Annotated in this window: 20 protein-coding genes and 1 tRNA gene; 13 read left to right on the top strand and 8 right to left on the bottom strand. The window is 67.9% G+C overall.

Translation table 11 applies throughout. The features are described from left to right. Positions 1-15 precede the first annotated feature (15 nt). Positions 16-1,353 carry a cytochrome P450 gene (locus QE449_RS20955; protein WP_222650618.1) on the top strand — a complete coding sequence of 446 codons (1,338 nt, stop codon included), beginning with the start codon at positions 16-18 and terminating at the stop codon, positions 1,351-1,353. On the opposite strand, the gene QE449_RS20950 is transcribed toward QE449_RS20955, so the two are convergent. Further along, complete coding sequence (locus QE449_RS20950; RefSeq protein WP_307109765.1) at positions 1,350-3,644, bottom strand: DEAD/DEAH box helicase; 2,295 nt, start codon at positions 3,642-3,644, stop codon at positions 1,350-1,352. The genes QE449_RS20955 and QE449_RS20950 overlap by 4 nt on opposite strands. A gap of 344 nt (positions 3,645-3,988) precedes the next feature. Between QE449_RS20950 and QE449_RS20945 the strand changes: the two genes are divergently transcribed. From QE449_RS20945 to QE449_RS20930, 4 genes are all read left to right on the top strand, one after another. Continuing rightward, complete coding sequence (locus QE449_RS20945) at positions 3,989-4,192, top strand: cold-shock protein (protein ID WP_005248460.1); 204 nt, start codon at positions 3,989-3,991, stop codon at positions 4,190-4,192. A 128-nt stretch (positions 4,193-4,320) separates the two neighbouring features. After that, complete coding sequence (locus QE449_RS20940; RefSeq protein ID WP_056443407.1) at positions 4,321-4,908, top strand: hypothetical protein; 588 nt, start codon at positions 4,321-4,323, stop codon at positions 4,906-4,908. A 167-nt stretch (positions 4,909-5,075) separates the two neighbouring features. Next, the gene (topA, locus tag QE449_RS20935) at positions 5,076-8,024 is read left to right on the top strand and encodes a type I DNA topoisomerase (RefSeq protein WP_222647573.1); all 2,949 of its coding nucleotides are present in this window, start codon (positions 5,076-5,078) and stop codon (positions 8,022-8,024) included. A gap of 62 nt (positions 8,025-8,086) precedes the next feature. After that, positions 8,087-8,635, top strand: coding sequence for a DUF664 domain-containing protein (locus QE449_RS20930; RefSeq protein WP_307109613.1), 549 nt, complete (start codon positions 8,087-8,089; stop codon positions 8,633-8,635). Here QE449_RS20930 and QE449_RS20925 read toward each other — a convergent pair. Next, positions 8,632-9,759 carry a type IV toxin-antitoxin system AbiEi family antitoxin domain-containing protein gene (locus tag QE449_RS20925; RefSeq protein WP_307109612.1) on the bottom strand — a complete coding sequence of 376 codons (1,128 nt, stop codon included), beginning with the start codon at positions 9,757-9,759 and terminating at the stop codon, positions 8,632-8,634. The two genes, QE449_RS20930 and QE449_RS20925, sit on opposite strands and share 4 nt — an antisense overlap. Before the next feature lie 32 nt (positions 9,760-9,791). On the opposite strand from QE449_RS20925, the gene QE449_RS20920 reads away from it, so the two are divergent. The 3 genes from QE449_RS20920 (at position 9,792) to QE449_RS20910 (ending at position 12,082) form a co-directional block, all read left to right on the top strand. Next, positions 9,792-10,745 (top strand): DUF808 domain-containing protein, encoded by a 954-nt coding sequence (locus QE449_RS20920; protein ID WP_027506715.1) that lies wholly within the window; start codon positions 9,792-9,794, stop codon positions 10,743-10,745. An 11-nt stretch (positions 10,746-10,756) separates the two neighbouring features. Then, a complete protein-coding gene (locus QE449_RS20915; protein ID WP_307109611.1) occupies positions 10,757-11,944 on the top strand; it encodes a DNA polymerase III subunit delta' in 1,188 nt (395 codons plus the stop codon). 62 nt (positions 11,945-12,006) lie between these two features. Continuing rightward, positions 12,007-12,082 (top strand) — tRNA-Thr (locus QE449_RS20910). Between the two features lie 64 nt (positions 12,083-12,146). Here QE449_RS20910 and QE449_RS20905 read toward each other — a convergent pair. The 4 genes from QE449_RS20905 to QE449_RS20890 all read right to left on the bottom strand — a co-directional run bounded on the left by QE449_RS20905 (position 12,147) and on the right by QE449_RS20890 (position 15,823). Continuing rightward, the gene (locus tag QE449_RS20905) at positions 12,147-12,533 is read right to left on the bottom strand and encodes a VOC family protein (protein WP_056443421.1); all 387 of its coding nucleotides are present in this window, start codon (positions 12,531-12,533) and stop codon (positions 12,147-12,149) included. Further along, entirely contained in the window at positions 12,530-13,351 is an 822-nt protein-coding gene (locus QE449_RS20900; RefSeq protein WP_222633217.1) for an alpha/beta fold hydrolase, read from the bottom strand. The genes QE449_RS20905 and QE449_RS20900 overlap by 4 nt, the downstream gene beginning before the upstream one ends. Positions 13,352-13,446: 95 nt before the next feature. Continuing rightward, a complete protein-coding gene (locus QE449_RS20895; protein ID WP_222638929.1) occupies positions 13,447-15,063 on the bottom strand; it encodes an MFS transporter in 1,617 nt (538 codons plus the stop codon). A 154-nt stretch (positions 15,064-15,217) separates the two neighbouring features. Then, the gene (locus tag QE449_RS20890; RefSeq protein ID WP_222646892.1) at positions 15,218-15,823 is read right to left on the bottom strand and encodes a TetR/AcrR family transcriptional regulator; all 606 of its coding nucleotides are present in this window, start codon (positions 15,821-15,823) and stop codon (positions 15,218-15,220) included. Between the two features lie 153 nt (positions 15,824-15,976). On the opposite strand from QE449_RS20890, the gene QE449_RS20885 reads away from it, so the two are divergent. The 5 genes from QE449_RS20885 to QE449_RS20865 all read left to right on the top strand — a co-directional run bounded on the left by QE449_RS20885 (position 15,977) and on the right by QE449_RS20865 (position 22,494). Next, positions 15,977-16,621, top strand: a complete 645-nt coding sequence (locus QE449_RS20885; RefSeq protein ID WP_307109610.1) for a hypothetical protein — start codon at positions 15,977-15,979, stop codon at positions 16,619-16,621. Between the two features lie 155 nt (positions 16,622-16,776). Beyond that, entirely contained in the window at positions 16,777-18,180 is a 1,404-nt protein-coding gene (locus QE449_RS20880; RefSeq protein WP_307109609.1) for an alpha/beta hydrolase, read from the top strand. 154 nt (positions 18,181-18,334) lie between these two features. Further along, positions 18,335-18,976, top strand: a complete 642-nt coding sequence (locus QE449_RS20875) for a DUF3159 domain-containing protein (RefSeq protein ID WP_307109608.1) — start codon at positions 18,335-18,337, stop codon at positions 18,974-18,976. A gap of 51 nt (positions 18,977-19,027) precedes the next feature. Beyond that, positions 19,028-20,971 carry a S9 family peptidase gene (locus QE449_RS20870; protein WP_307109607.1) on the top strand — a complete coding sequence of 648 codons (1,944 nt, stop codon included), beginning with the start codon at positions 19,028-19,030 and terminating at the stop codon, positions 20,969-20,971. Then, entirely contained in the window at positions 20,968-22,494 is a 1,527-nt protein-coding gene (locus QE449_RS20865) for an alpha/beta fold hydrolase (protein ID WP_307109606.1), read from the top strand. Before QE449_RS20870 ends, QE449_RS20865 begins: the two co-directional genes overlap by 4 nt. 8 nt (positions 22,495-22,502) lie before the next feature. Here the strand turns inward: QE449_RS20865 and QE449_RS20860 are convergent, their stop codons facing one another. Further along, positions 22,503-23,153 (bottom strand): sigma-70 family RNA polymerase sigma factor, encoded by a 651-nt coding sequence (locus tag QE449_RS20860; protein WP_307109605.1) that lies wholly within the window; start codon positions 23,151-23,153, stop codon positions 22,503-22,505. A 238-nt stretch (positions 23,154-23,391) separates the two neighbouring features. Further along, the gene (locus tag QE449_RS20855) at positions 23,392-23,904 is read right to left on the bottom strand and encodes a MarR family winged helix-turn-helix transcriptional regulator (RefSeq protein ID WP_307109604.1); all 513 of its coding nucleotides are present in this window, start codon (positions 23,902-23,904) and stop codon (positions 23,392-23,394) included. Positions 23,905-23,906 lie beyond the last annotated feature (2 nt).

Genomic DNA, 23,906 nt, shown 5'->3' with positions numbered 1-23,906 from the left:
ATCGGGGGAATCGGAATGTCGAGAGTGGCGGACGTCAAGGACGAGGCACGATCGCGGCTGCGGTGGTTCGCGGTGCACGGAGTGGTGCGCTTCTTCGCCACACGCGGCATCAAGATCGGTGACCCGCAGGCCAAGCTCATCGCCGATCCGGTGACTCGGGCGAACCCCGGTGTCGTCTACCAGGAGATTCGCGACCGGGGAAAGATCGTCAAGGGCCGCGTCGCCTACCTCACCGTCGACCACGGGCTGATCTTCGACCTCCTGCGCTCGGACGACTACCGAACCGTCGTCGTGGGCGGCAATCTCCCGAAGCCGCTGCGGGCGATCGAGCGTCGCACCCGAACCGCCGCTCTGCACCCGCTGGCGCCGCCGTCGCTGCTGTCGGTCGAGCCGCCCTCGCACACCCGCTACCGCAAGCTGGTGTCGTCGGTGTTCACCGCGCGCGCCGTCAACGCGATGCGCGACAACGTGCAGCAGGTGGCCGACACGCTTCTCGACGAACTCGTGGCCGCGGGCGGCGGCACGGTCGACATCGTGTCGTCGTACTGCGCCAAGCTTCCGGTCGCCGTCATCGGTGACATCCTCGGCGTGCCGGAGGCGGACCGCGACAAGGTGCTCGAGTTCGGCGAACTCGCGGCGCCCAGTCTCGACGTCGGTCTGACGTGGTCGCAGTTCCGCGAGGTCGAGCAGGGCCTCGAGGGCTTCGACCGGTGGCTCGCCACCCACATCGCGGGATTGCGCGACAACCCGGGCGACGATCTGATGAGTCAGCTCATCGCGGCGTCCGAGGACGGGGTGTACCTGAACGATCGGGAACTCCGCGCCACCGCGGGTCTGGTGTTGGCGGCAGGGTTCGAGACGACGGTCAACCTGCTCGGCAGCGGCATCAATCTGCTGATGAACAACCCCGACCAGCTCGCGCGACTGCAGGACGATCCGTCGCTGTGGGGAACGGCCGTCGACGAGATGCTGCGGCTCGAGTCGCCGGTGCAGATGACGGCCCGCGTCGCGAAGGGTTCCGTCACCCTCGAAGGCATGGACCTCGAGGCCGGCGATCTGGTGGTGTGCGTCCTCGCGGCCGGTAATCGGGACCCGCAGGTCTTCGACGACGCCGACACCTTCGACGTCGGTCGGTCCAACGCCAACAAGCACCTGTCGTTCTCGGGTGGGCGCCACTACTGCCTCGGCGCCGCACTCGCGCGCGCGGAGAGCGAGGTGGGACTGCGCACGCTGTTCGACCGCTTCCCGCATCTGTCGTCCGCCGGCACCGGCGTCAAGCGGGACACCCGTGTGCTGCACGGGTTCCGCACGCTACCGGTGGCGCTCGGCGAACCGGCCACCGTGTCTGCCTAACCCTCCAGACAGGCGAGGACGGCGTCGAGCACGCGCACGGCGCCGTCCTTGTCCAACGGATCGTTTCCGTTGCCGCACTTGGGTGACTGCACGCAGGACGGGCACCCCGAGACACACTCGCACGACGCGATGGCCTCGCGGGTCGCGGAGAGCCAGGTGCCGATGACGGCGTGGCCGCGGTCGGCGAATCCGGCGCCACCGTCGTACCCGTCGTAGACGAAGACCGTCGGCAGGCCGGTGTCGGCGTGCAGTGCCGTCGACACGCCGCCGATGTCCCATCGGTCGCATGTCGCGACGAGGGGCAGCAGACCGATGGCCGCGTGCTCCGCCGCGTGGAGCGACCCGGGGACACGTTCGGCGGTCACGTCGGCGGCCTTGAGCAACTCCGGCGTGATCGTGTACATGACTGCGCGCGTGTGGAGTTCCTGCATCGGCATGTCGAGTTCCACGGAGTCGAGGATCTCTCCGGACGGCAGTCTGCGGAGGTATCCGACCACCTGGTGGCTCACCTGGACCTGCACCAGCGCGACGTCGACCTCCCCGTACGACTGCTGTTCGTGCACGTCCTCGATCACGATGTCGGTGATCTCGCGCGCCGAGGTGGTCCACTCGGGCTCCTCGGGGTGCACCACCGCGAGGCCGTCCTCGAAGTCGAGCGTGTCCACGACGAACGACTCGCCCTGATGGATGTGGACAGCGCCGGGGTGGGTCGTCGAGGGCGCGCGGCCGGCGTCGACGGTGCCGAGCATGCGTCCGGTGGAGCCGTCGACGATCGCGATCTGCGACCCGATACCGCCCCGGATGTCCACCGCCGCATGGGGGGTCGCGTCCGCGGTGATGTACCACCCGTGCGGCCGACGGCGGAGCAGACCCCGGTCCGCGAGGGACTGCGCGACGTCCTGAGCGCCGAGCTCGATCACCTCGTCGTCGGTCAGCGGGAGTTCCATGGCCGCGCAGAGCAGCTGTGGCCCCAGCACGTAGGGGTTGGTGGGATCGGTGACCGTCGCCTCGATGGGCTTGTCCAACAACGCGGCCGGATGGTGCACGAGGTACGTGTCGAGCGGGTCGTCCCGGCCCACCAGGATCACCAGCGATCCCTGGCCGCGGCGACCGGAGCGGCCGGCCTGCTGCCAGAACGACGCGACCGTCCCCGGGAAGCCGGCGACGACGACGGCGTCGAGCCCCGCGATGTCGACGCCGAGCTCGAGTGCGTTGGTGGTGGCCACGCCGAGCAGGGTGCCGTCGGACAGCGACCGCTCGAGTTCGCGGCGGTCGTCGGCGAGGTATCCGGCCCGGTATGCCGCGATGCGCTGCGGCAGATCGGGATCGACGTCCGCGAGCAGCCGCGCGGTACCCAGTGCCGTCAGCTCCGCGCCGCGTCGGGAACGGACGAACGTCAGTGTTCGGGCGCCCTCGACGACGAGGTCGGCCATGATGCGTGCGGCCTCGGAACCGGCGGCGCGCCGGATCGGCGCCCCGTTCTCACCCGTGACGTCCAGAAGCGGTGGCTCCCACAGGGCGACGGTCCGGGGACCGTGGGGAGATCCGTCCTCGGTGATCTCCTCGCACGGTGCACCGACCAGGCGACTGGCCGCAGCCCCGGGATTCGACGCGGTGGCGCTCGCGAGAACGACGACGGGCGCGGCTCCGTAGCGCGCGGCGATGCGCCGGAGTCGTCGCAGGATCAGGGCGACGTTGGAGCCGAACACCCCTCGATACGAATGACATTCGTCGACGACGACGTACGCCAGGTTGCGGAAGAAGTGCGCCCACCGCTGATGGCCCTTGAGCAGCGAGATGTGCAGCATGTCGGGGTTGGTGAAGATCCACCGTGAATTCGCCCGGGCCCACTGGCGCACCTCGAGGGGTGTGTCGCCGTCGTACGCACTCGGTGCGATGTCCGGGAAGCCCCGCGCGGCGAGCGAGTCCGTCATGTCCACTGCAGCCCGAAGCTGGTCTGCCCCCAGCGCCTTGGTGGGCGCGAGGTAGAGCGCGGTGGCACGCGCGTCGGTCGACAGACGGGACAGCACGGGCATCCGGTACGCCAGCGACTTGCCCGACGCCGTGCCCGTCGAGACCACCACGTTGCGGCCCGACCACGCGAGCGACGCGGCCTCTGCCTGGTGGGTCCACGGCTGCGGGATCCCGCAGTCCTGGAAGACCTCGACGACCGCGGGCTCGAGCCACTGCGGCCATGCGGCGTACCGGGACTCACGTCCCGGCAGCTCCGCCGCATGGGTCAGCGGAGACTCTCCCGGCGGCGTTCCCGCCAGCGCTCGTCCGAGCAGCATTCCGCCGAACGAGGAGGCCGGTGCGTCGGTCGTCGTGCTCACTGTCTCTCACTCCCTCGGTGCTCGTGTCGATCGTAGAAGAACGGGCGGACAGAGCCCGCGAGGATATTTACGAAGTTGTTGTCTCGTCGACTGTCGCGCCGCCGTCCGACGTGGTTCACTGTTCTCGGTCGCAGCTTCTGTGTTCGTTTTCACGCTCGCAGGATCTAATGTTGCGAGCGCGGTGCGTGAAGCTCTGCCCACGGGGTGACTCTTGGGGGGGATCATCACAGCGGTCGGAACCGGCCCGATGGACTGTAAGTGCCGTTCATCGCATCCGGTGTTCAAGAAAAGGATAGACAAGCATGGCACAGGGAACTGTGAAGTGGTTCAACGCCGAAAAGGGCTTCGGCTTCATCGCACCCGAGGACGGCTCCGCTGACGTCTTCGTCCACTACTCCGAGATCCAGGGCAGCGGCTTCCGCACCCTCGAGGAGAACCAGCGCGTGGAGTTCGAGGTCGGACAGGGCACCAAGGGCCCCCAGGCCACGGGCGTCCGCGCCGTCTGATCTCGATCGGACAGTCTCTACCGACACGTCCCCCGTCGCCTTCCGAGGTGGCGGGGGACGTCTCGTTTCCGTGACACTGCGTCGCGGACACCACGCCGGCGGGGCGTTCGTGGCTTACTGTCGCGATCGTGAGCCAGTTGTCCTTCTTCTCCGCCGAGTCGACGCCGCCCGACGCGGCCGACCTCGCCGGGCTGCTGGCTGCGCAGGGTCAGCCCGTGATCGTGTCCGGGCGCACGCGCATCTCCGTCGTCGTCGATGCCACCTGGCGTGCCCACGCGGTGGCCGACCTGATCGAGTCGTGCGGCTTCGACGCCGAGATCACGACGACCGACGAGGGACGGCCACTGGTCCGGACCGAGCCGGTGCCCGAGCTGGCGTCGCTCGCCGCGGAGTGGGTCCGGGGAGCGGTGAAGGCGGTGCCCGGGGGTTGGGTGCCCGGACCGCGCGCCCTGCGGGCCTGGGTGGTCGCGGCGGGACGGCAGGAGGCAGGCGGCGCCCGGTTCGTCCTCGGACTCGATCCGCATGCCCCCGACACGCATCCGGTGCTCGCCCAGTCGTTGATGCGCGCCGGTGTGGCGCCGACTCTGGTGGGAACCCACGGAGGGTCGCCGGCACTCCGGATCACCGGTCGCCGTCGGGTGACCAGGCTCATCGAGAACATCGGCGAGCCGCCACCGGGCGCTCTCGCCGCGGGCGGGTGGCCCGTCCTCGTGTAGAGGAAGAGGGGGACTCGGACGGAGGTCACCGACGGTCGATGGGCCGCGGTGTCACATACGAGTTGCACGTGTGTGTCACTCTGTAGTGTGTCGGCTTCGAACGGTTCGGGGTATCGACGCAGGTGAACGGGTCCCCTCTCGCGGGGACCAGGAAGGTTCGGCAGCAGGTGGCAGCAGGAGACAGCACGGGGAACTCGTCGTCCGGCGCGTCCGGGCTTCGGCGTCTCGTGATCGTCGAGTCACCCACCAAGGCCAAGAAGATCGCGCCCTATCTGGGCAAGAACTACGTGGTCGAGGCCTCGGTCGGGCACATCCGAGATCTCCCGCGTGGTGCTGCAGACGTTCCGGCCAAGTACAAGGGCGAGTCCTGGGCTCGTCTCGGTGTCGACGTGGACCACGACTTCGAGGCTCTCTACGTCGTCAGCCCGGAGAAGAAGGGCAAGGTCGCCGAGCTCAAGAGCCTGCTCAAGGACGCCGACGAGCTCTACCTCGCCACCGACCCCGACCGCGAGGGCGAGGCCATCGCGTGGCATCTCCTCGAGACGCTCAAGCCGAAGATTCCGGTTCGACGGATGGTCTTCCACGAGATCACCGAGCCGGCCATCCTCGCCGCCGCCGCCGACACCCGCGAACTGGACACCGACCTCGTCGACGCCCAGGAGACGCGCCGCATCCTCGACCGCCTGTACGGCTACGAGGTCTCGCCGGTGCTGTGGAAGAAGGTCATGCCGAAGCTGTCGGCGGGCCGCGTCCAGTCGGTGGCCACACGTGTCATCGTGCAGCGCGAACGTGAGCGCATGGCGTTCCGATCGGCCGAGTACTGGGACATCTCGGCGCAGCTCGACGCCGGCGCCGAGGCGACGCCGCGGGCGTTCGGTGCGCGCCTGGTCAACGTCGACGGCTCTCGTGTCGCGTCGGGACGCGACTTCGGTGCCGACGGCAAACTCAAGTCCGAGGGCGTCACCGTTCTCGATGAGGCGCGCGCACGCCGGTTGTCCGAGGCTCTGGACGGTGTCGATCTGACCGTCGCATCGGTCGAGTCCAAGCCGTACACGCGTCGTCCGTACCCCCCGTTCATGACCTCGACCCTGCAGCAGGAGGCCGGGCGCAAGCTCCGCATGTCCTCCGAGCGCACCATGCGTATCGCGCAGCGGTTGTACGAGAACGGCTACATCACCTACATGCGTACCGACTCGACGAACCTGTCGGCGTCGGCGATCGATGCCGCACGTCGTCAGGCCACCGAGCTGTACGGCCCGGAGTACGTGCACGACACCCCGCGGCAGTACACCCGCAAGGTCAAGAACGCCCAGGAGGCGCACGAGGCAATCCGCCCCGCGGGTGATTCCTTCGCGACTCCCGGTCAGTTGCACAGCTCGCTCGACACCGACGAGTTCCGGCTGTACGAGCTGATCTGGCAGCGCACCGTCGCCTCCCAGATGGCGGATGCGCGCGGAACCACTCTGTCGCTGCGTATCTCGGGCACCGCGGGTACCGGTGAGGAGTGCACCTTCGCCGCGTCTGGACGCACCATCACGTTCGCCGGCTTCCTCAAGGCTTACGTCGAGAGTGTCGACGACCAGGCCGGGGGACAGTCCGACGACGCCGAGTCCCGGTTGCCGGTTCTCGAGCAGGGGCAGGCGGTCACGGCCACCGGTCTCGATCCCGATGGTCACACCACCAACCCACCGGCCCGCTTCACCGAGGCGTCGCTCATCAAGACGCTCGAGGAACTCGGCATCGGTCGCCCGTCGACGTACTCGTCGATCATCAAGACCATCCTCGACCGCGGGTACGTCTACAAGCGCGGCAGCGCCCTGGTGCCCTCGTGGGTGGCGTTCTCCGTGATCGCGTTGTTGGAGGCGCACTTCGGCCGGTTGGTCGACTTCGACTTCACCGCAGGCATGGAGGACGACCTCGACGCCATCGCCGGTGGCCGCGAACGACGTGGAGACTGGTTGTCCGCCTTCTACTTCGGCGGTGAGAACGGCACGGAGGGGTCGGTCGCACGGTCCGGCGGACTGAAGAAGATGGTCGGCCAGAACCTCGAGGACATCGACGCCCGCGTCATCAACTCGATCCACTTGTTCGACGACTCCGAAGGTCGCGACGTACACGTCCGCGTCGGTCGCTACGGCCCGTACCTCGAACGGATGGTGCAGAACCCGGACGATCCCGACGGGGATCCGATCTCGCAGCGCGCCAACCTGCCCGACGACCTTCCGCCGGACGAGCTGACGCTCGAGTTCGCCGAGAAGCTGTTCGCGACTCCGCAGGAGGGTCGCAAGCTCGGTGTCGACCCGCTGTCGGGTCATGAGATCGTCGCCAAGGAAGGACGATTCGGGCCGTACGTCACCGAGGTCATCCCCGAGGAGCCTGAGCCCACCCCGGACATCGTTCCGGTGGAACAGCATTCGTCCGATGGGGGCGGCGGCACCGCCGTGGCCACCAAGGCGGCGAAGAAGGCTCCCGCCAAGAAGGCCGCCAAGAAAGCGACCGCCCCGAAGCCGCGAACGGGTTCGTTGCTCAAGTCGATGGATCTCGCGACGGTCACGTTGGACGACGCGCTGAAGCTGCTGTCGTTGCCGCGCGTGGTGGGCGTCGATCCCGAGAGCAAGGAAGAGATCACGGCGCAGAACGGGCGCTACGGTCCCTACCTCAAGAAGGGCACCGACTCCCGCTCGCTGGCCACCGAGGACCAGATCTTCACCGTCTCCCTCGAGGAGGCTCTGAAGATCTACTCCGAGCCCAAGCGTCGCGGACGTCAGGGTGCGGCCACGCCGCCGCTGCGCGAACTCGGTGTGGACACTGTCAGCGGTCAGCCGATGGTGATCAAGGACGGCCGCTTCGGTCCGTACGTCACCGACGGTGAGGCCAACGCCAGCCTGCGCAAGGGCGACGAGGTGGGCACCATCACCGACGAGCGGGCCATGGAACTCCTCGCGGATCGTCGCGCTCGCGGGCCCGTGAAGAAGAAGGCCACCAAGAAGGCGCCGGCGAAGAAGGCTCCCGCCAAGAAGGCGGCAGCGAAGAAGACGCCGGCCAAGAAGGCTCCCGCGAAGAAGGCGGCCGCCAAGAAGACCGCTGCGAAGAAGACGCCGCCCGCCGAGTCCTGAGGACCGCACCTGTCCGCGATTGCCCCTAGCGTTCTCCTCACACACGAGGAGAGGGGCACATCATGGCGGGGACGTACACATCCGTGGGGCCGTCGGTCGACGTCACGGGCGAGAAGCTCGATCTGGTCACCATCCTGGCCGATCAGCGCGGGATGCTCGCGATCACGGCGCGGGGAATCACCGATGAGCAGGCGCGTCGGCGCACGACCGTCAGTGAGTTCACGCTCGCCTCGCTGATCGCGCACGTCGCGTCGGTGATCCGCGGGAACGTGACCATGCTCGAGGAGCGCGACGAGACCTCGACCGTCGACTTCTCGGGATCGGGCGAGCCCGAGGTGCCCGAGTCGATCGAACAGGTGCTGGCCGAACTCGACTCCGCCGGCCGCGCGCTGGAGCAGTGCATCGCCGCGCTCGGCAGCCTCGATGACCTGATCCCGCAACCCACCGCACCGTGGGCGCCGGAGCGCATCTGGTGGACGGCGCGGCGCGTACTGCTGCACCTGTTGCGCGAGATCGCCCACCACAGCGGGCACGCCGACATCCTCCGCGAGGCTCTGGACGGGCAGTCGACGATGGGTGTGGTGGCGGGTGACATGGGGTTGGAGTTCTAGGCGCGATTGCCGTCCTGGACGCGCACCTCCCCGCAGTTCGCGACCGTCCCGTGCCTGCGCGTACTGCCGAGGGGTGCGCGTCCTTCTGCTGCTGTGAGCGCTGCCCGGAGACGATCGGCGAGAGCCGACGTCGCCAGGTCGTTCCACGTCCACCGTTCGATCCGCCACTCCAGTGAGCGCAACCGGTCCTCGCGCAGTTTCTCGGCGATCACCACATCCGCTGCATCCCCGTACTCGCGGTACTTCGCGAGCCCGTCGAACTCGCCGATCACTCCGTCGAACAGGAAGTCCGGCCGTCCCACGAAGCGTCCGCTCTCGTCGAGGACGTCGCATTGGAGCGCAGGAGCGGGGAGGCCGTGCCGGTGCAGGTAGACCCGGCTCCGAGACTCACCCACGCTCTCGGCGCCACCGTCCATGAAGGCGATGGCCCGCCGCGCCCTGTCGATCCCGCGACGACCGTGCGCTCGGGCCAGCGTCGCAGCCAGATCGTCCGCCGATGTTCGGCGCAGAGCAGCATCGCCGGAGCAGACCGAGGACTCGAACGGCCGACTACAGGCGAGGTCGACCACTGTTCTGGCGAGCGAGGTGACACGCACCCCGTCGACCGTCGTCACATCGTCCGGGTGCAGTGGCGATGCGTGCACGACGCGCGACGTGCCGGCCCGACCACCGCCGGATCGATTCGCCGTCAGGTGTGCTCGACGATCGATGTCGGGCCACAGGTCGATGCCGTGGACCAGCGCTGCCGAGCTGTGGCTCACCACCAGATCGCTGTCGGAGGAGAGGACGGCGGCGCGTAGCTCGAGCAGTCGGCGGGTGCGGTCGTCGGACAGGTCGGTCGTCGCCGGATCGACGTAGACGCCGCGGCGCACGGGAACGATCGAACCGGACCGGACAGCAGCGCGGACCTCACCGTCGGACACGCCGCGTCGTCGGAGATCGGCTCGGGGGATCAGAGACATGTATCGAAGGGTGCGCGATGCGGGCGTCGAGTCGTCGGCCGTGATCCACAGGCTGGGGATGGAGAACGTACGCGCACCTCTCGGCAGTTCGCGACGGTCCAGGGCCTGCGCGAACTGCTGCGAGATGCGCGGCCGAGCCCACCCCCGGAGCGGTACTCTCACTCTCGAACCACTGACCTACTTCGGGAGTACTGATGGCCGGCGGACTCGTAGCCCTGCTCGACGACGTGGCAGCGCTTGCCAGGCTGGCGGCGGCGTCGATCGACGACGTCGGCGCCGCGACAGGCAAGGCGACGGCCAAGGCCGCCGGTGTGGTCATCGACGACACCGCCGTGACGCCGCAGTACGTGCGCGGTCTCGCCGCCGAACGCGAGCTCCCCATCGTGCGGCGCATCGCCCTCGGGTCGCTCCGCAACAAGCTGCTCATCATCCTGCCGATCGCGCTGCTGCTCAGCCAGTTCCTGCCGTGGCTGCTGACGCCGATCCTCATGGTCGGCGGTGCCTACCTCAGTTACGAAGCGATGCACAAGATCTGGGGCGCCGTCTCCGGTCACGGCGCTCACGATCACGAGGAGGACGGACCTCGCGACGAGGACACCGTCGTCGCCGGAGCCGTGCGCACCGACCTCATCCTGTCCGCCGAGATCATGGTCATCGCGCTCGACACCATCGCCGCCGAGGGTTTCTGGAGCCGACTGATCATCCTGGCCGTCGTCGCCGTGGTGATCACCGTCCTCGTCTACGGCGTTGTCGGTCTCATCGTGAAGATGGACGACATCGGTCTCCGGTTGGCCGACACCTCGTCGGGCATCGCGCAGACCGTCGGGCGCGGCCTGGTCAAGGGCATGCCCAAGGTCATGGCGGTGCTGTCCGTGGTGGGCACCGCGGCGATGTTGTGGGTCGGCGGCCACATCCTGCTCAACGGCATCGACGAGCTGGGCTTCCACCCGATCTACGAGTTCGTCCACCACATGGAGGACGCGGTCCACGACGTCGCCGGTATCGGGGGTGTGCTGGCCTGGATCGTCAACACGCTGGCATCCGCGCTGATCGGTCTCGTCGTCGGCTCCATCGTCGTGGCCGTGATGACCGGGGTGTCCTCGTTGCTGGCCAAGCGTCGCGGTGGGGCTGTCGCACAGGAGCACTAAGCTCTCCTCCCATGGCGGGAGTGTTCGAACGGCTGGTCGGTCAGCACGAGGTGGTCGCCGAGCTGTCCGACGCGGCGGCGGCTGCGCGTGAGTGTGACATCGGTTCCCGCATGACGCACTCGTGGCTGTTCACCGGGCCTCCCGGGTCCGGCCGCTCCATCGCCGCTGTCTGCTTCGCGGCTGCGCTGCAGTGCACGGATCCGGACGTCATCGGGTGCGGCCACTGCCACGCCTGCACCACCACCCTGCACGGCACCCACGGCGACGTGCGCCGCATCGTGCCGCAGGGCCTCAGCATCTCGGTCAAGGAGATGCGCGAGGTGGTGCAGATGGCAGCGCGCCGCCCCACGACGGGGACGTGGCAGATCGTGGTCATCGAGGACGCGGACAGGCTGGGCGAGCGCGCCTACAACGCGCTCCTCAAGGCGGTCGAGGAGCCGCCGGCCCGCACCATCTTCCTGCTCTGCGCACCGTCCGTGGATCCGGAGGACATCGCCGTCACCATCCGCTCGCGCTGTCGGCACGTGGCTCTGGTGACGCCCAAGCCCGACGACATCGCGCGCGTGCTGCGGGACAACGACGGCCTGGACGAGAAGACCGCCGCGTGGGCCGCCTCGGTGGGCGGCGGACACGTGGGCCGCGCGCGCCGCTTGGCGACGGACCCCGAGGCACGCGAGCGACGGCAGCGGGCACTGGGCATCGCCAAGGCGGCGCTCCGCCCCGCCACCCAGTACGCGGTGGTCGAGGAACTGGTGAAGGCCGCCGAGTCCGACGCGGTGCAGATCAACGCCGACCGCGACGAGCGGGAGACCGACGAACTGCGGACGTCACTCGGCGCCGGCGGCACCGGCAAGGGTGCAGCGGGCGCGCTGCGCGGATCCGCCGGCGTGCTCAAGGAACTGGAACAGCGGCAGAAGTCGAGGCGCACTCGTACCGGTCGAGACTCGCTGGACCGGGCACTCATCGACCTCGCCGGGCTGTACCGCGACGCTCTCGCACAGTCGTACGGCGCCTCGTCGACGATGACGCACCCCGACATGGAGGACCAGGCCCGCGGCCTCGCCTCGGTATCGACTCCCGAGTCGTTGCTGCAGTGCATCGAGGCTATCCTCCGGTGCCGCGAAGCCCTGGAGATGAACGTCAAGCCCAAGTTCGCGGTCGACGCGATGGTCGCCACACTGGGCGCGGCGGCCCGCTGACCCCCGTTTTGGGTTCGGGCGGGGGGACCGGTTAAACTTGCGATGGCTCCTCAGGGAGCCGCGCCGCCTTAGCTCAGTCGGTAGAGCATTTCACTCGTAATGAAAAGGTCAAGAGTTCGATTCTCTTAGGCGGCTCCACACAGTTCAGAAAAAGCGGCCTCGCGATACGCGTGGCCGCTTTTCTGGTCTCTGATCCCCTGTCCTAGCCGTTGACATCCATCTCTGCGGGAGCCTGTCGCACCGAGAACAGATTGCCGAACGGATCGAGCAGCTGGCACAGACGTTCACCGGTGAAGACCGTCTTGGGTCCCCGGTGTGCAACCGCTCCGTGGGCTGTCCAGTCCGCGACGATCGCATCCACGTCGGTCACGGTCCAGTAGGCGGACACTCCGGCCGGCCCGGACGAGTTGTAGTCGTCGTTCTCGTGCAGCGTGAGCCGCACCCCGTCGATGTCGTAGGCCACCAGTGCCCCGCCCCGCTGGATCGGTGTGCGACCCAGCCGGGCGGAGTACCACTCGACTGCGGCCTCGAGATCGTCGACGAAGTAGAAGACGTTGCCGACGGGCCCGAGGGCCAGGGGGGTGGTCATCGGGCGAGGAAGTCGAGAATGTCTGCGTCCAGGGCCTTCTGGTAGTCGCCGTAGATGCCGTGCGGTGCGCCCGGGTACACCTTCAACGTGCCGTCCCGGACGAGGTCGATGGACTTCAGGGCCGCCGCCGCGATGGGGACGATCTGGTCGTCGTCACCCTGGGCGATGAAGATCGGGACCGTCAGCGCCTTCAGATCTTCGGTGAAGTCGGTCTCGGAGAACGCTTTCACGCAGTCGTAGGCGGCAGCGAGGTTGACGAGCATTCCCTGACGCCAGAAGTCGTCGATCGCGCCTTGCGAGACCGCGGCGCCGTCACGGTTGGCGCCGAAGAACGGCTGCGCGAGATCCTGGTAGAACTGCGAGCGGTCGGTCAGCACGCCGTCGCGGATGTCGTTCAGTGCCTCGATCGGAGTGCCCTCCGGGTTGGACTCCGACTTCAGCATGATGGGCGGGACGGCGCCGGCAGTGATGACGCGGGCGACGCGGGATCCGCCGTGCTGGGCGGCGTAGCGGACGACTTCGCCGCCGCCGGTCGAGTGGCCGATCAACGTCAGTTCCTGCAGATCCAGAGCCTCGACGAGCTCGGCGAGGTCACGGGCGTAGGTGTCCATGTCGTTGCCGGTGTAGGTCTTGGACGACCGGCCGTGTCCGCGGCGATCGTGGGCGATGGCCCGGTAGCCGGCGTCGGCGAGCAGCTTGAGCTCGACCTGCCAGGCATCCGACGACAGCGGCCATCCGTGGCTCAGCACCACGGGCTTTCCGGTGCCCTGCTCGGTGTAGTAGATCTCGGTTCCGTCGGTGGTGGTGATGTAGGGCATGGCGACCTCCAGGTTTCGTGGGTCCCGATCAGTGGCTGACGACAAGGTTCCTGCACGCCTGACCGGGGGTCGTCACGTCCGGCCGGGGTCTCGCACTACCGGTCGGCCGGTACGCCGAACAGGTGTTCCTCCTTCTCGGTCGTACCGGTCACCGTGTAGGACAGAGCCTCGGTCATCCGCTGGTGATCCGACTCGGTCCAGCGCTCACGGTGCTGCCGCTCGAGATCGCCCCACGACCGGGCGGTGAACTGCTCGACACGCAGAGACGGGTCCTCGCCGTTTCTGAACAGTGCCCAGGAGTACCCGCCGGTCCGGCGGCGAGCTTTCCCGACGGCCGCCATGGCGCGGTCGAAGTCGGTCGTCGAGTCGGGCCGCACCCGGTACGTCACCGAGACGACCACGGGGCCGTCGTCGGGTTCGGGTTCGAACATCACCATCGGTGTCGGCCACGCCGTCGACACCCCGCGCGGCAGCGTGCCGGTGTCGGCGCGCAGAGGCAGGACCGTGACGCTGGCGGCGGTGACCACCAAGAGCACCGCCGAGATCAGTAGCGCCGCAGCGAAACCGACGTGCGACGCGACCAGACCCCAGACGAACGAGCCCAGCGCCTGGGAGCCCATGAACACCAACAGGTAGATCGACATCCCCCGAGCTCTCACCCAGTGCGCGAGAGAGAGCTGAATCGCCGCGTTGAGTGTGGTCAGGGTGGCGATCCACGCGGCGCCCGACAGCAGCAGCAACGGGACGGCCGCGCCGGCGGGGAGGTAGGCCACGGAGACGACGCCGACGGCATAGGTGACCGCGGACAGTGCCAGCACGGCGTTGCCCGACATCGACTGTCGCAACCGCGGGTAGAGCGCCACGCCGGACACTGCGCCGACACCGAGCATTCCCAGGACGAGCCCGTACCCCGACGCGCCGAAGTGCAGGTGGCGCGACGAGGCCAGGGGCAGCAGGGCCCACAGCGCCGATGCCGGGAAGGCGAACAGGGCCGAGCGCAGCAGGATCCGGCGCACGATCGGTGCGGACTGCATGTAGTGCAGCCCGGTCAGCATGGACCTGCCGAGGCGCTCTCGGTCGACGGACCGGTCGTCTGCGGGCCGACGCCACCACACGAGCGCGCCGATGATGACGACGAACGTCAGGGCGTTGATGGCGAACACCGCGGCGGGTCCGGCCGCAGCCACGATCACGCCGCCGATGGCCGGGCCGACGGCGCGCGCACCGTTCACGGTCACGCCGCCCAGGGCGGATGCTGCCGGGATCTGTTCGGCCGGAACCAGTTCGGGTTGGATGGCCTGCCATGCGGGAGACGACAGCGCAGAGCCGCACCCCAGCAGGAACGTCATCGCCAGCAACATCATCGGGGTCAGCACGTCGGTGAAGGCGAGCACCGCGGTGGCCGTCGCGGCGACGGCGGTGTACGTGCTGATCGCGATCAACAACCTGCGCCGATCGAGCAGATCGGCGAGTCCGCCGGCGAGGAGGGCGAAGAACAAGGTGGGCAGCAGGCTGGCCGTCTGCACGAGGGCGACCACGGTCGCGCTGCTGTTCTGCTCCACCAGGAACCACTGTGATCCCACCGTCTGCATCCACAGGCCGATGTTCGACACCAGCTGAGCGATGAACAGCGTGCGATACACCCTGCCACGCAGCGGCGCCCATGCCGAGGACGAGTGGGTGTCGGGGCCTGCGGCGAGGTCGGCGGTCATGGGTGGACCTTCCGGTCGGTCGATGCGTGCGCGGTGGCGACGATGCCGCCAGGCATATCACGACCACCGGGCGGTGTCGACACGGCGCAGCACGGGTCGTCCATCCGCCTCCTCGCGGTGAGGATGAAGCCCCCGAGCCACATCCTCGACGTGGTCACGGCGGCGTGAGGACCGAATCCACTGCATGCTGGAGAATGGCGGTCGCTCGGTGCAGCGTGGCGGGATCGGTGGGCATCGCCCGGTCCCAGAACAGGCCGTCGAGAACCGTGTTGAGGAACGCGGCGTTCAGCGACTGATCACCCTGTGGCGCTGCACCTTCGGCGGCGAGAATGTCGAGCCACTGCTCGACTCTCCGTTGCGCTTCCTCGGCGAAGGACGCGTAGGCGGCTCGGATGTCTGCGGTGGGTTCGGGTACTGCGAACGCCTCGACGGTGCTGATCAACGCGCGCCGCGCCTGCGCACCGACGGCAGGCACCAGGACCTGCTCGAGGCAGCGCACGAGGCGATCCCGAGCCGGTATCGATCGGTCGTGAATGACGTCGGCGTCCGGTGTCACCACGTCGTAGATCGTGGCGAGAACGGCCTCGCGCAGTGCGCGCTGGGTGGGGAAGTGATGACGGAGAGAACCCATGCTCACTCCGGCGCGCGCGGCGACCGATCGCACGCTGAGTGTCGACGCCGGGTCCTCACCGATCATCTCGCAGGCAGCGATGAGTATCCGCGCCCGCGTGTCCGGGCCGGGTTCGTCCGGTGTCGGCATCGCGTCCCCTCTGTTCCTCTGCGCACGTTCCTGCTCTGAGCAGGACCGATCACTTGACCAGCACAATGTGCTAGCACGGTGTGCTAGCGTCGTCGCCATCGTTCGCGACAGTACAGCGTGCTAGTGGCACGGCCGGCGGAGGAGGAGCGAATCATGTTCGATCGAGTCAGGCGCCGCCGCGCGGCTCGTCGGGTGCGACCCGGCGACGGGCGAGCACTGCAGCCGTTCCGATGGTGGCAGTTGCTGGGACGTGCGCTGTTTCATCTCCCACCGTCGGGCCCCCATGAGCCGGAATGGTCCGTCGACATCAGGCACTGGCAGGACCAGGCCTCCGGTTCTGTCACGGCCGATCTGTACAGAGACGGTCTGTGCGAAGCACGGTCGGCACTGCCCGCCGCGTTCCCCGTCGAGGACGGCCGCATCGAGGTCGCGATGAGTGGTTTCGGTGTCAAGCGGTGCCATCTCGTCTCCGCTGACGGGAGCGAGCGGCAGCTGAGCCCCGACCCTCGCTCGGCCGAAGGGCGCCGGGCCCGATTCGACAGGCGGTACCCCGCGGCGAGTTCGGTCATCGGCGTCGTCTCGATCGCCCTCGTTCTCAGCGGAGTCCTGTCGCTCGCGGTGTATCTCGTCGAGACGGTGTCTCGAATTCCGCCGATCGCCGAGTCGGTCGGTGTCATCGCCGCACCGATCGGTCTGCCGACGTGGTCGACGGTCGCCTCCACCGTCGGTGCCGCCGTGGGCAGCACGGAACGCGCTCTGCGACTGCGTTATCACTGGCTCGACGCCGCCGGCAACTGATCGGCTGTCGGCCACCCCTGCTACCGAATGGACATCCCGTGAACCGACACCACACGCGTACCGCTGCGGTGGCCGCGATCTGCCTCGTTCTCGTCGGCTGCTCGACGACCTCCACCGAGTCTCAGCCTGATACTGCAGTGCAGCAACCCTATTCCATGCCCGACCTCGAGTGGGCCTCATGTCCCGACGACGTCGGTGACCCAGCGGAGGAACCGTCGCGCCTGCAGTGCGCGTCGGTGCCCGTGCCGATCAACTACGACGACCCCGACGGTGGACAGATCGACCTCATGATCTCTCGGCTGCCCTCCCAGAAGCCGGAGGAACGGCGAGGGGTGCTGTTGCTCAACCCGGGCGGCCCCGGCGGCACGGGGCTCGACCAACCGACGTTCCTGGTGAATCGGGGCATGCCGCAGTCCGTGCTGGACAGTTACGACCTCATCGGCATGGACACCCGTGGGGTGGGCCATTCCAGTCCCATCAGCTGCGGCTTCACCGACGACCTGCACTACTACGGCGCAGTCCCGCCGTACGCGTACGACCAGGCTGCCTTCGACGAGCAGGTTCGTACTGCGAGAGAAGTCGCGCGCCGGTGCGCCGCCGAGGACGACGGCCTGCTGCGCCACGTGAGTACAGCGAACATGGCGCGGGACCTCGATCGCGTCCGAGCTGCTCTCGGCGAGGACACCGCGAGCTTCCTCGGCTACTCCTACGGTTCGGCGCTGGGCGCGGCCTATGCGTCGATGTTCCCCGAGAGCACCGACCGAATCGTGTTGGACAGCAACATCGGTGACACCCATCTCGATCGAGCCGGGATGCGGCGCTATTCCCGAGGAATGGAAGACACCTTCCCGGATCTCGCCCGGTGGATGGCCGAGCGTCACGACCGATACGGTCTCGGCGCGACCGAGGACGAGGTGCGGGCGACGTACTTCGACATCGCCTCCAGGCTCGATGCCACGCCCGTGAACGGGGTCGACGGTCGCTCGTTCCGTCTGGCCACCTTCGTCACGCTGTACAACCCGGCGACGTACGAGACTGCGGCCGATGCGTGGGTCTCGTACCGGGACGGCCTCGCGGCGGGTCAGGGTGGGGACCTTCCGCAGGGGGCTCCGGTACCGTCGGTCGGCGACAACTCGTGGTCCGTCTTCCTGGCGGTCACCTGCAACGACGTCGAGTGGCCGCACGACGTGACCACCTACGAGAATGCCGTCGCCACCGACAGGGTCGACTACCCGCTGTTCGGCGCAGCGGCCGCGAACATCATGCCGTGCGCGTTCTGGGCCCATGCGCCGGCCGAACCCCCGGTCACCATCGACTCCGACGGACCGACGAACATCCTCATCGCTCAGCATCGACGTGATCCGGTCACGCCCCTGCGCGGGGGTGAACTGCTCGACGAGCGCTTCGGAGATCGTTCCCGGCTGCTCACCGTCGACGGCAGTGGGCACGGTGTCTTCGCGCTCGGAACCAACTCCTGCGCGCAAGAGGTGGTCACCGAGTATCTCGTCGGCGGCACCATGCCGGAGAAGGACGCCCAGTGTCCTCGGGCGACGCAGTGAGCACCGGCTGACGCCGTGACATCTGTCATGACCGGTCGATGACAGTGTCACCGTATCTGGTGCACGCAGGCACTGGCAGCGGTCGGTCAGCTCGACGACTCTGGTTGTCGATGAACGCATTCGACCGGATCGACCGAGGCGCAAGGAGGGCGACATGGCGAACCCGCCGCACGACAGCACGCAGGACGCACCGACCACCGATGCCGGCGCGAGGGTGGTGGACAGTCTGGGTGGCACCAGCGGCATGATCCGCACCGCGATACCGGTGATCGTGTTCGTCGTCGCGAACGCCGTCTGGACGCTGCCGGTCGCGATCGGCGCCGCGGTGCTCGTCGCACTGGGGCTGACCGTCCATCGCGTCCGAGGTGGTGAGTCGATCGCCGGGGCGAGCGGCGGTCTCGTCGGCGTTCTCGCCGCCGGCGCCGTCGCGGCGATGAGTGGCAGTGCGAACGGCTACTTCCTTCTCGGCATCTGGACCAGCCTGGTGGCCGGCGTCGTGGTACTCGCATCGGTGTTGATCCGCAGACCGGTGACCGGCCTGCTGTGGAACGCGCTGCACGGCAACCGATATGCATGGCGACGGAACTCCTCGGTGCGCCGCGCCCACGACGTCGCCACTCTCACCTTCGCGGTGCTCTTCGGTGCCCGGTACCTCGTGCAGGACTGGCTGTACGACACCGACGCCACCGGCTGGCTCGCCGTCGCGAGAATCGGGATGGGTGCGCCGTTGTTCGCGGTCGCCGTGGTGGTCACCGTCTGGGCGTTCCGGCGCTCGACCACCCACTTCGTCCGTTGAGACACACCACTGACAGACAGCTCGACACCCGCCCCACCAGAGGAAAGGACCATGACCACTGCACCCGATCTGATCGCGATCGACGACCTCTTCGGCCCGCCCGCCGCGGTCGGTGCCCGAATCTCTCCGGAAGGCAACAGAATCACCTTCCTCGCACCGTGGAGGAACAGGCTCAACGTCTGGGTGCAGGACATCGCCCCGGATCTCTCCGCCGTGGGTGATGCACGATGCGTGAGCGCTGACGAGACCCGCAGCGTCATGAAGTTCGAGTGGACCGACGACCCCCGGTGGCTGCTGTACCTGCAGGACAGTGGAGGCGACGAGAACCACCACGTGTTCCGTGTCGATCTCGACGATCCCTGCAGTCCCGCCGTCGATCTCACGCCGTTCCCCGGCGCTCGTGCTGTCGGACTCCTGCCGGTGCGCGCGAGTACAGGCAGCTACACGGCGATGCTCAACGCGCGGAACCCTGCCGAGTTCGACCTTCACAGGATCGACGTCGCGACCGGTGAGATCACCGTGATCGGGCGCAGCGCCGGAACGGACCGATTGCTGATGCTCGCGGATGGCGACATTCTCGTCGAGCAGGAGACGACCGACGACGGCCACCTGCTCCTGTCCCGGGTCACCCCGTCGGGAACACGGACTCCGATCGCGTCGATCGACGCCACGGACTACCCGATCGGGATCACCCCGACTCAGATGACCCCGGACGGTACAGGCTTGTGGATGGGCTCGACCCGCGGGCGCGATCTGACTCACCTCGTGCGCGTCGACCTCGACACCGGCGAGGAGACCGTCGTCGACTCGCACCCGACGTTGGAACTCGACGCAGCCCGCCGCGCTGTCGAACAGACATCGTCGCCCCTGATCTGCGACGCCGAGACCGGCGACCTGCTCGGGGTGCGATACCTGGGCGAGCGTCAGGAGATACGGGTCCTCGACGAGCGCTTCGGAGAGGTTCTGGCAGCACTCGAACAGCTCTCGGACGGCGATGTCGGCGCACTGTCCTCGGACCGGAGCGGACTGCGCTGGACCGTCAGCTTCGTGCACGATCGGGATCCCGCTGTCACCTTTCTCTACGACCACACCGCGGGTGCGAGCCGCCAGTTGTTCCGTCCGTACCCGCATCTCGAGCCGACCGCGATGGCGCCGATGGAACCGGTGACCATCGAGGCGCGCGACGGGCGTGCGCTGCCGTCTTTCCTGACGTTGCCTCTCGGCGTCGACCCGACCGCGCTGCCGCTGGTGCTGTTCGTGCACGGCGGCCCCTGGTATCGCGACTCGTGGGGCTTCGATTCCGTCGTGCAGATGCTCGCCAACCGCGGGTATGCCGTGCTGCAGGTCAACTTCCGCGGTTCCACCGGCTACGGGAAGGCTCACACCAACGCCGCGGTGGGGGAATTCGCGGGCGCGATGCACGACGACCTGGTCGACGCGGTGGAGTGGGCCGTACAGCAGGGGTACGCCGATCGTGAGCGCGTCGCGATCATGGGCGGCTCGTACGGCGGGTACGCCGCGTTGGTCGGCGCGACCTTCACCCCCGACGTGTTCACCGCGGCGGTCGATCTGGTCGGCATCTCGGACCTCGCCAACTTCATGAGGACACAACCGTCCTTTCTCCGGGCCAGCCTGGTCAACAACTGGTACCGGTTCGTCGGCGACCCGAGTGATCCGGAGCAGGAAGCGGACATGCTCGCGCGGTCCCCGATCAGCCGTCTCGACGCGTCCACGGCGCCCCTGCTCATCGCGCAGGGAGCCAACGACCCTCGTGTCACCAGAGCCGAGTCCGACAACGTCGTCGCCACCCTCCGCTCGTGTGGGGTCCACGTCGACTACCTCGTCTTCGACGACGAAGGACACGGGTTCGTCAACCCCGAGAACACCATCGCGTTCTACCGCGAGGTCGAGCGGTTCCTCGCCCAGCACCTGGGTGGGCGCGAACATTCCGCGAGTCCCTCCTCCGTCCACGCACCGAGCGGGTCGCTGTCGTGAGCCGCAGAACGGCAGGAGTCACCGTGGCAGTCACCGCGCTGGTGCTCGCCGGGTGTGCGCAACCGCGGACCGAGCCGGATCTGAGCAGTGTTCACGACCAGGACGTGGCCTTCGAATCGTGCGACGGGTACGCGGTGACGTCGGCCGATGCCACTGCGTTCGCCGCCGACCCGACCTTCGAGTGCGCTCGCGTGACCGTGCCGTTGGACTACGACGATCCCGACGGTCGGACGGTGCAGATCGCCCTGTTGAAGGCACCCGCGCGGGGTGAGCGAATCGGGTCACTGCTGCTCAATCCGGGTGGGCCCGGTGGGCCGGGAATGAGCATGGCCGCCGCGGGTGCGACGACCTTGGCGGACAGTCGCGTGACCGAACACTTCGACCTGATCGGCTTCGATCCTCGCGGGGTCGGTGCGTCGACACCGGCGATCGACTGTTTCACCGATGCCGAGAACGACGCCGGCGAGGCGTACACCACGGTGCTGACCGGCTCGAGAACGCTGACGGAGGACGACTCGCGTCGCCTGGTCGAACGCTGCGCCGAGCGCTCGGGCGGCGACGACGTCCTCTCGGCGGTCGGAACTCGAGATGCCGCGCGGGACATGGACATTCTGCGAGAGGTGCTCGGCGACGAGAAACTGAGCTACCTCGGTCAGAGTTACGGAACGCGACTGGGAGCGGTGTACGCCGAGATGTTCCCTCAGAACGTGCGCGCCATGGTCCTGGACGGCGCCATCGACCCCGCTCAGAGCACGGCCGACCGCAGAGTCGACCAGTTCACCGGCTTCCAGCGCTCGTTCGACGAGATGGCCGCGTCCTGTGCGGCGTCTCCGGACTGTCCGCTGGGCCCCGATCCGAGCAGGGCGGTCGAGAGGTTCCAGGACATCGTCAGGCCTCTCGTCGAGAATCCCATCGTCACCGAGAGCGGTCGGCGCCTCGACTTCGACGCTGCATACGGAGCGGTGGTCGCGGGACTCTACGACTCGACGGTGTGGCCTGTCATCATCCGAGGGATAGCCGAGGTCACTGCGGGACAGGGAGACACGTTGCTGAAGATCCTCGACGTGTTCGGCGGCCGCGACGAGGACGGCACCCACCCCAACTTCAGCGAAGCGCTCTACGCCGTCAATTGCATGGACGAGGACCGCAACACACCGGAGGAGGAAGTCGAGCTCAAACGGAGAATTCAGGAGATCGCGCCGTTCACGGACGCGGGACTCGGTCCGGAGGGAGCTCGTGATCCGTGCGAGTTCTGGCCGGCCGAGCCGACACTCGGAATTCCCTACGCACAGGATGTCGAGGGCGTTCCCGACACTCTGACGATCTCGATCACGGGTGATCCGTCCACGCCCTACGAAGGAGGTGTGAACCTCGCGGACACTCTGGGCGGAACGCTGCTCCCCGTGGACGGCGAGCAGCACACCGTCGCGATCTCCGGTGCGAATGCCTGCGTGAACGACATCGTGGCCGACTATCTCGTCGAGCTGGCCACACCCGAGGCAGGGACTCGCTGCACCCTCTGAGCGCTCGCTCAGGCGGTGCGCGCGAGGTGAAGTCGCAAGCGCAGCACGGCGTCTCGCACGCGGGTCTTGACGGTGGCATGCGGTACGCCGAGCCGCTCGGCTGCTTCGCGGCAGGACAGGCCCTGGAAGTAGACCAGGTCGACAGCGGTTCTCTGCAGACTGGTCAGTTCGATCAGCGCCTTCGTCAGCAGATCGTTGTCGGCGTTCGTCCACACCGCTTCCCAGACGCCGTCGTGGTCGCGGTCGAAATGCGATGCGCTGTACTTCGTGTCCCGCCTCGCCGACGCGGTGTCGGAGCGCGAACGGTCGATCGCTCGTCGGCGCGCGAGAGTCGCCAACCAGGCGTGAGGTGTCCCTCGGTCGGAGTCGAACGTTCCGGCCGAGGTCCACACCTGGAAGTACGTCTCCTGCGCCGTGTCCTCGGCGCGCGCACGGTCTCCGAGAACTCGCAACGCCGCTGCGAACACCACGGGTCGAGTGACCAGCATCAGTTCGACCATCGCACGGTCGTCCCCGGAGGCGATCAGGCCGAGCAGGACACCGCATCGGTCGCGAAGGTCTCGGTCCAGCGCAGCGGCGTTCGCCTCGGTCGCTGCACGATCGACATCGAGAAATGGCGGGCGCGCTCGTCGCGGAGATGCGTACTCCGCCGTGGTCATGGGCTGATTCTGCATCATGCGGGCCCCGACGCTCGCATGAACGGACACCGCGTATCTCGCGTCGTGCGCCGTGCGGTCCGTTTCCTGAGCAGCGGGCGACCAGGAGTTCGTGAATCGCGCCAGTCTCGGTGTCAGGGAGTGTTCGAGGGTCGGTAACCCGTGAGAAGCGCCGTGAGATCGGATGTGTCGTTGCTCTCCGGGGTTCCCGTCCGACTCCGACTGATCGGCGTCGGGTGACTCACGGACGGTCGACAGGCCGGGGCAGTGTCCCGTGTCGGATCAACTGGTCGTAGATGCCCTCGAACATAGTCGACATCTCCTGCACCTGAGGGGGAGTGAGGGCATCGAAGAAGACGGACCGCACGAAGTCGATGTGTCGCGGCGAGACGTCGGCGAGGGTGTCGTTACCTCTGTCGGACAGTGCAACTCGGGTCACTCGACGGTCGTCGGGGTCGGTCGCCAGGGTCACGAGTCCCCGTGCGCTCAGGCTGCGGAGCTGATGCGAGACCCTGCTGCGCTCGGAGCCGATGCGGGTGGCGAGGTCGGACACCGAGAGCGTGCGCTCGGGATCGCTGACCAGCGCCACCAGTACGTCGTAGTCGGCCAGGGAGATGCCGTGATCGCCGCGCAGCTGGTGATCCATCTCGTAGCGCAGCCGCAGGTGCACCTTCATGTAGGCGTACCAGGCCCGTGTCTCCTCCTCGCCGAGAAAGGCGTAAGGAGACTCGGATGCCACGTCGTACTCGGTCATCG

This window comes from Rhodococcus sp. SORGH_AS_0303 (assembly GCF_030819335.1).
GTDB lineage: Bacteria > Actinomycetota > Actinomycetes > Mycobacteriales > Mycobacteriaceae > Rhodococcoides.
The sequence above is the reverse complement of the archived record's forward strand: the minus strand, read 5'-3'. Positions and strand labels throughout refer to the sequence as shown.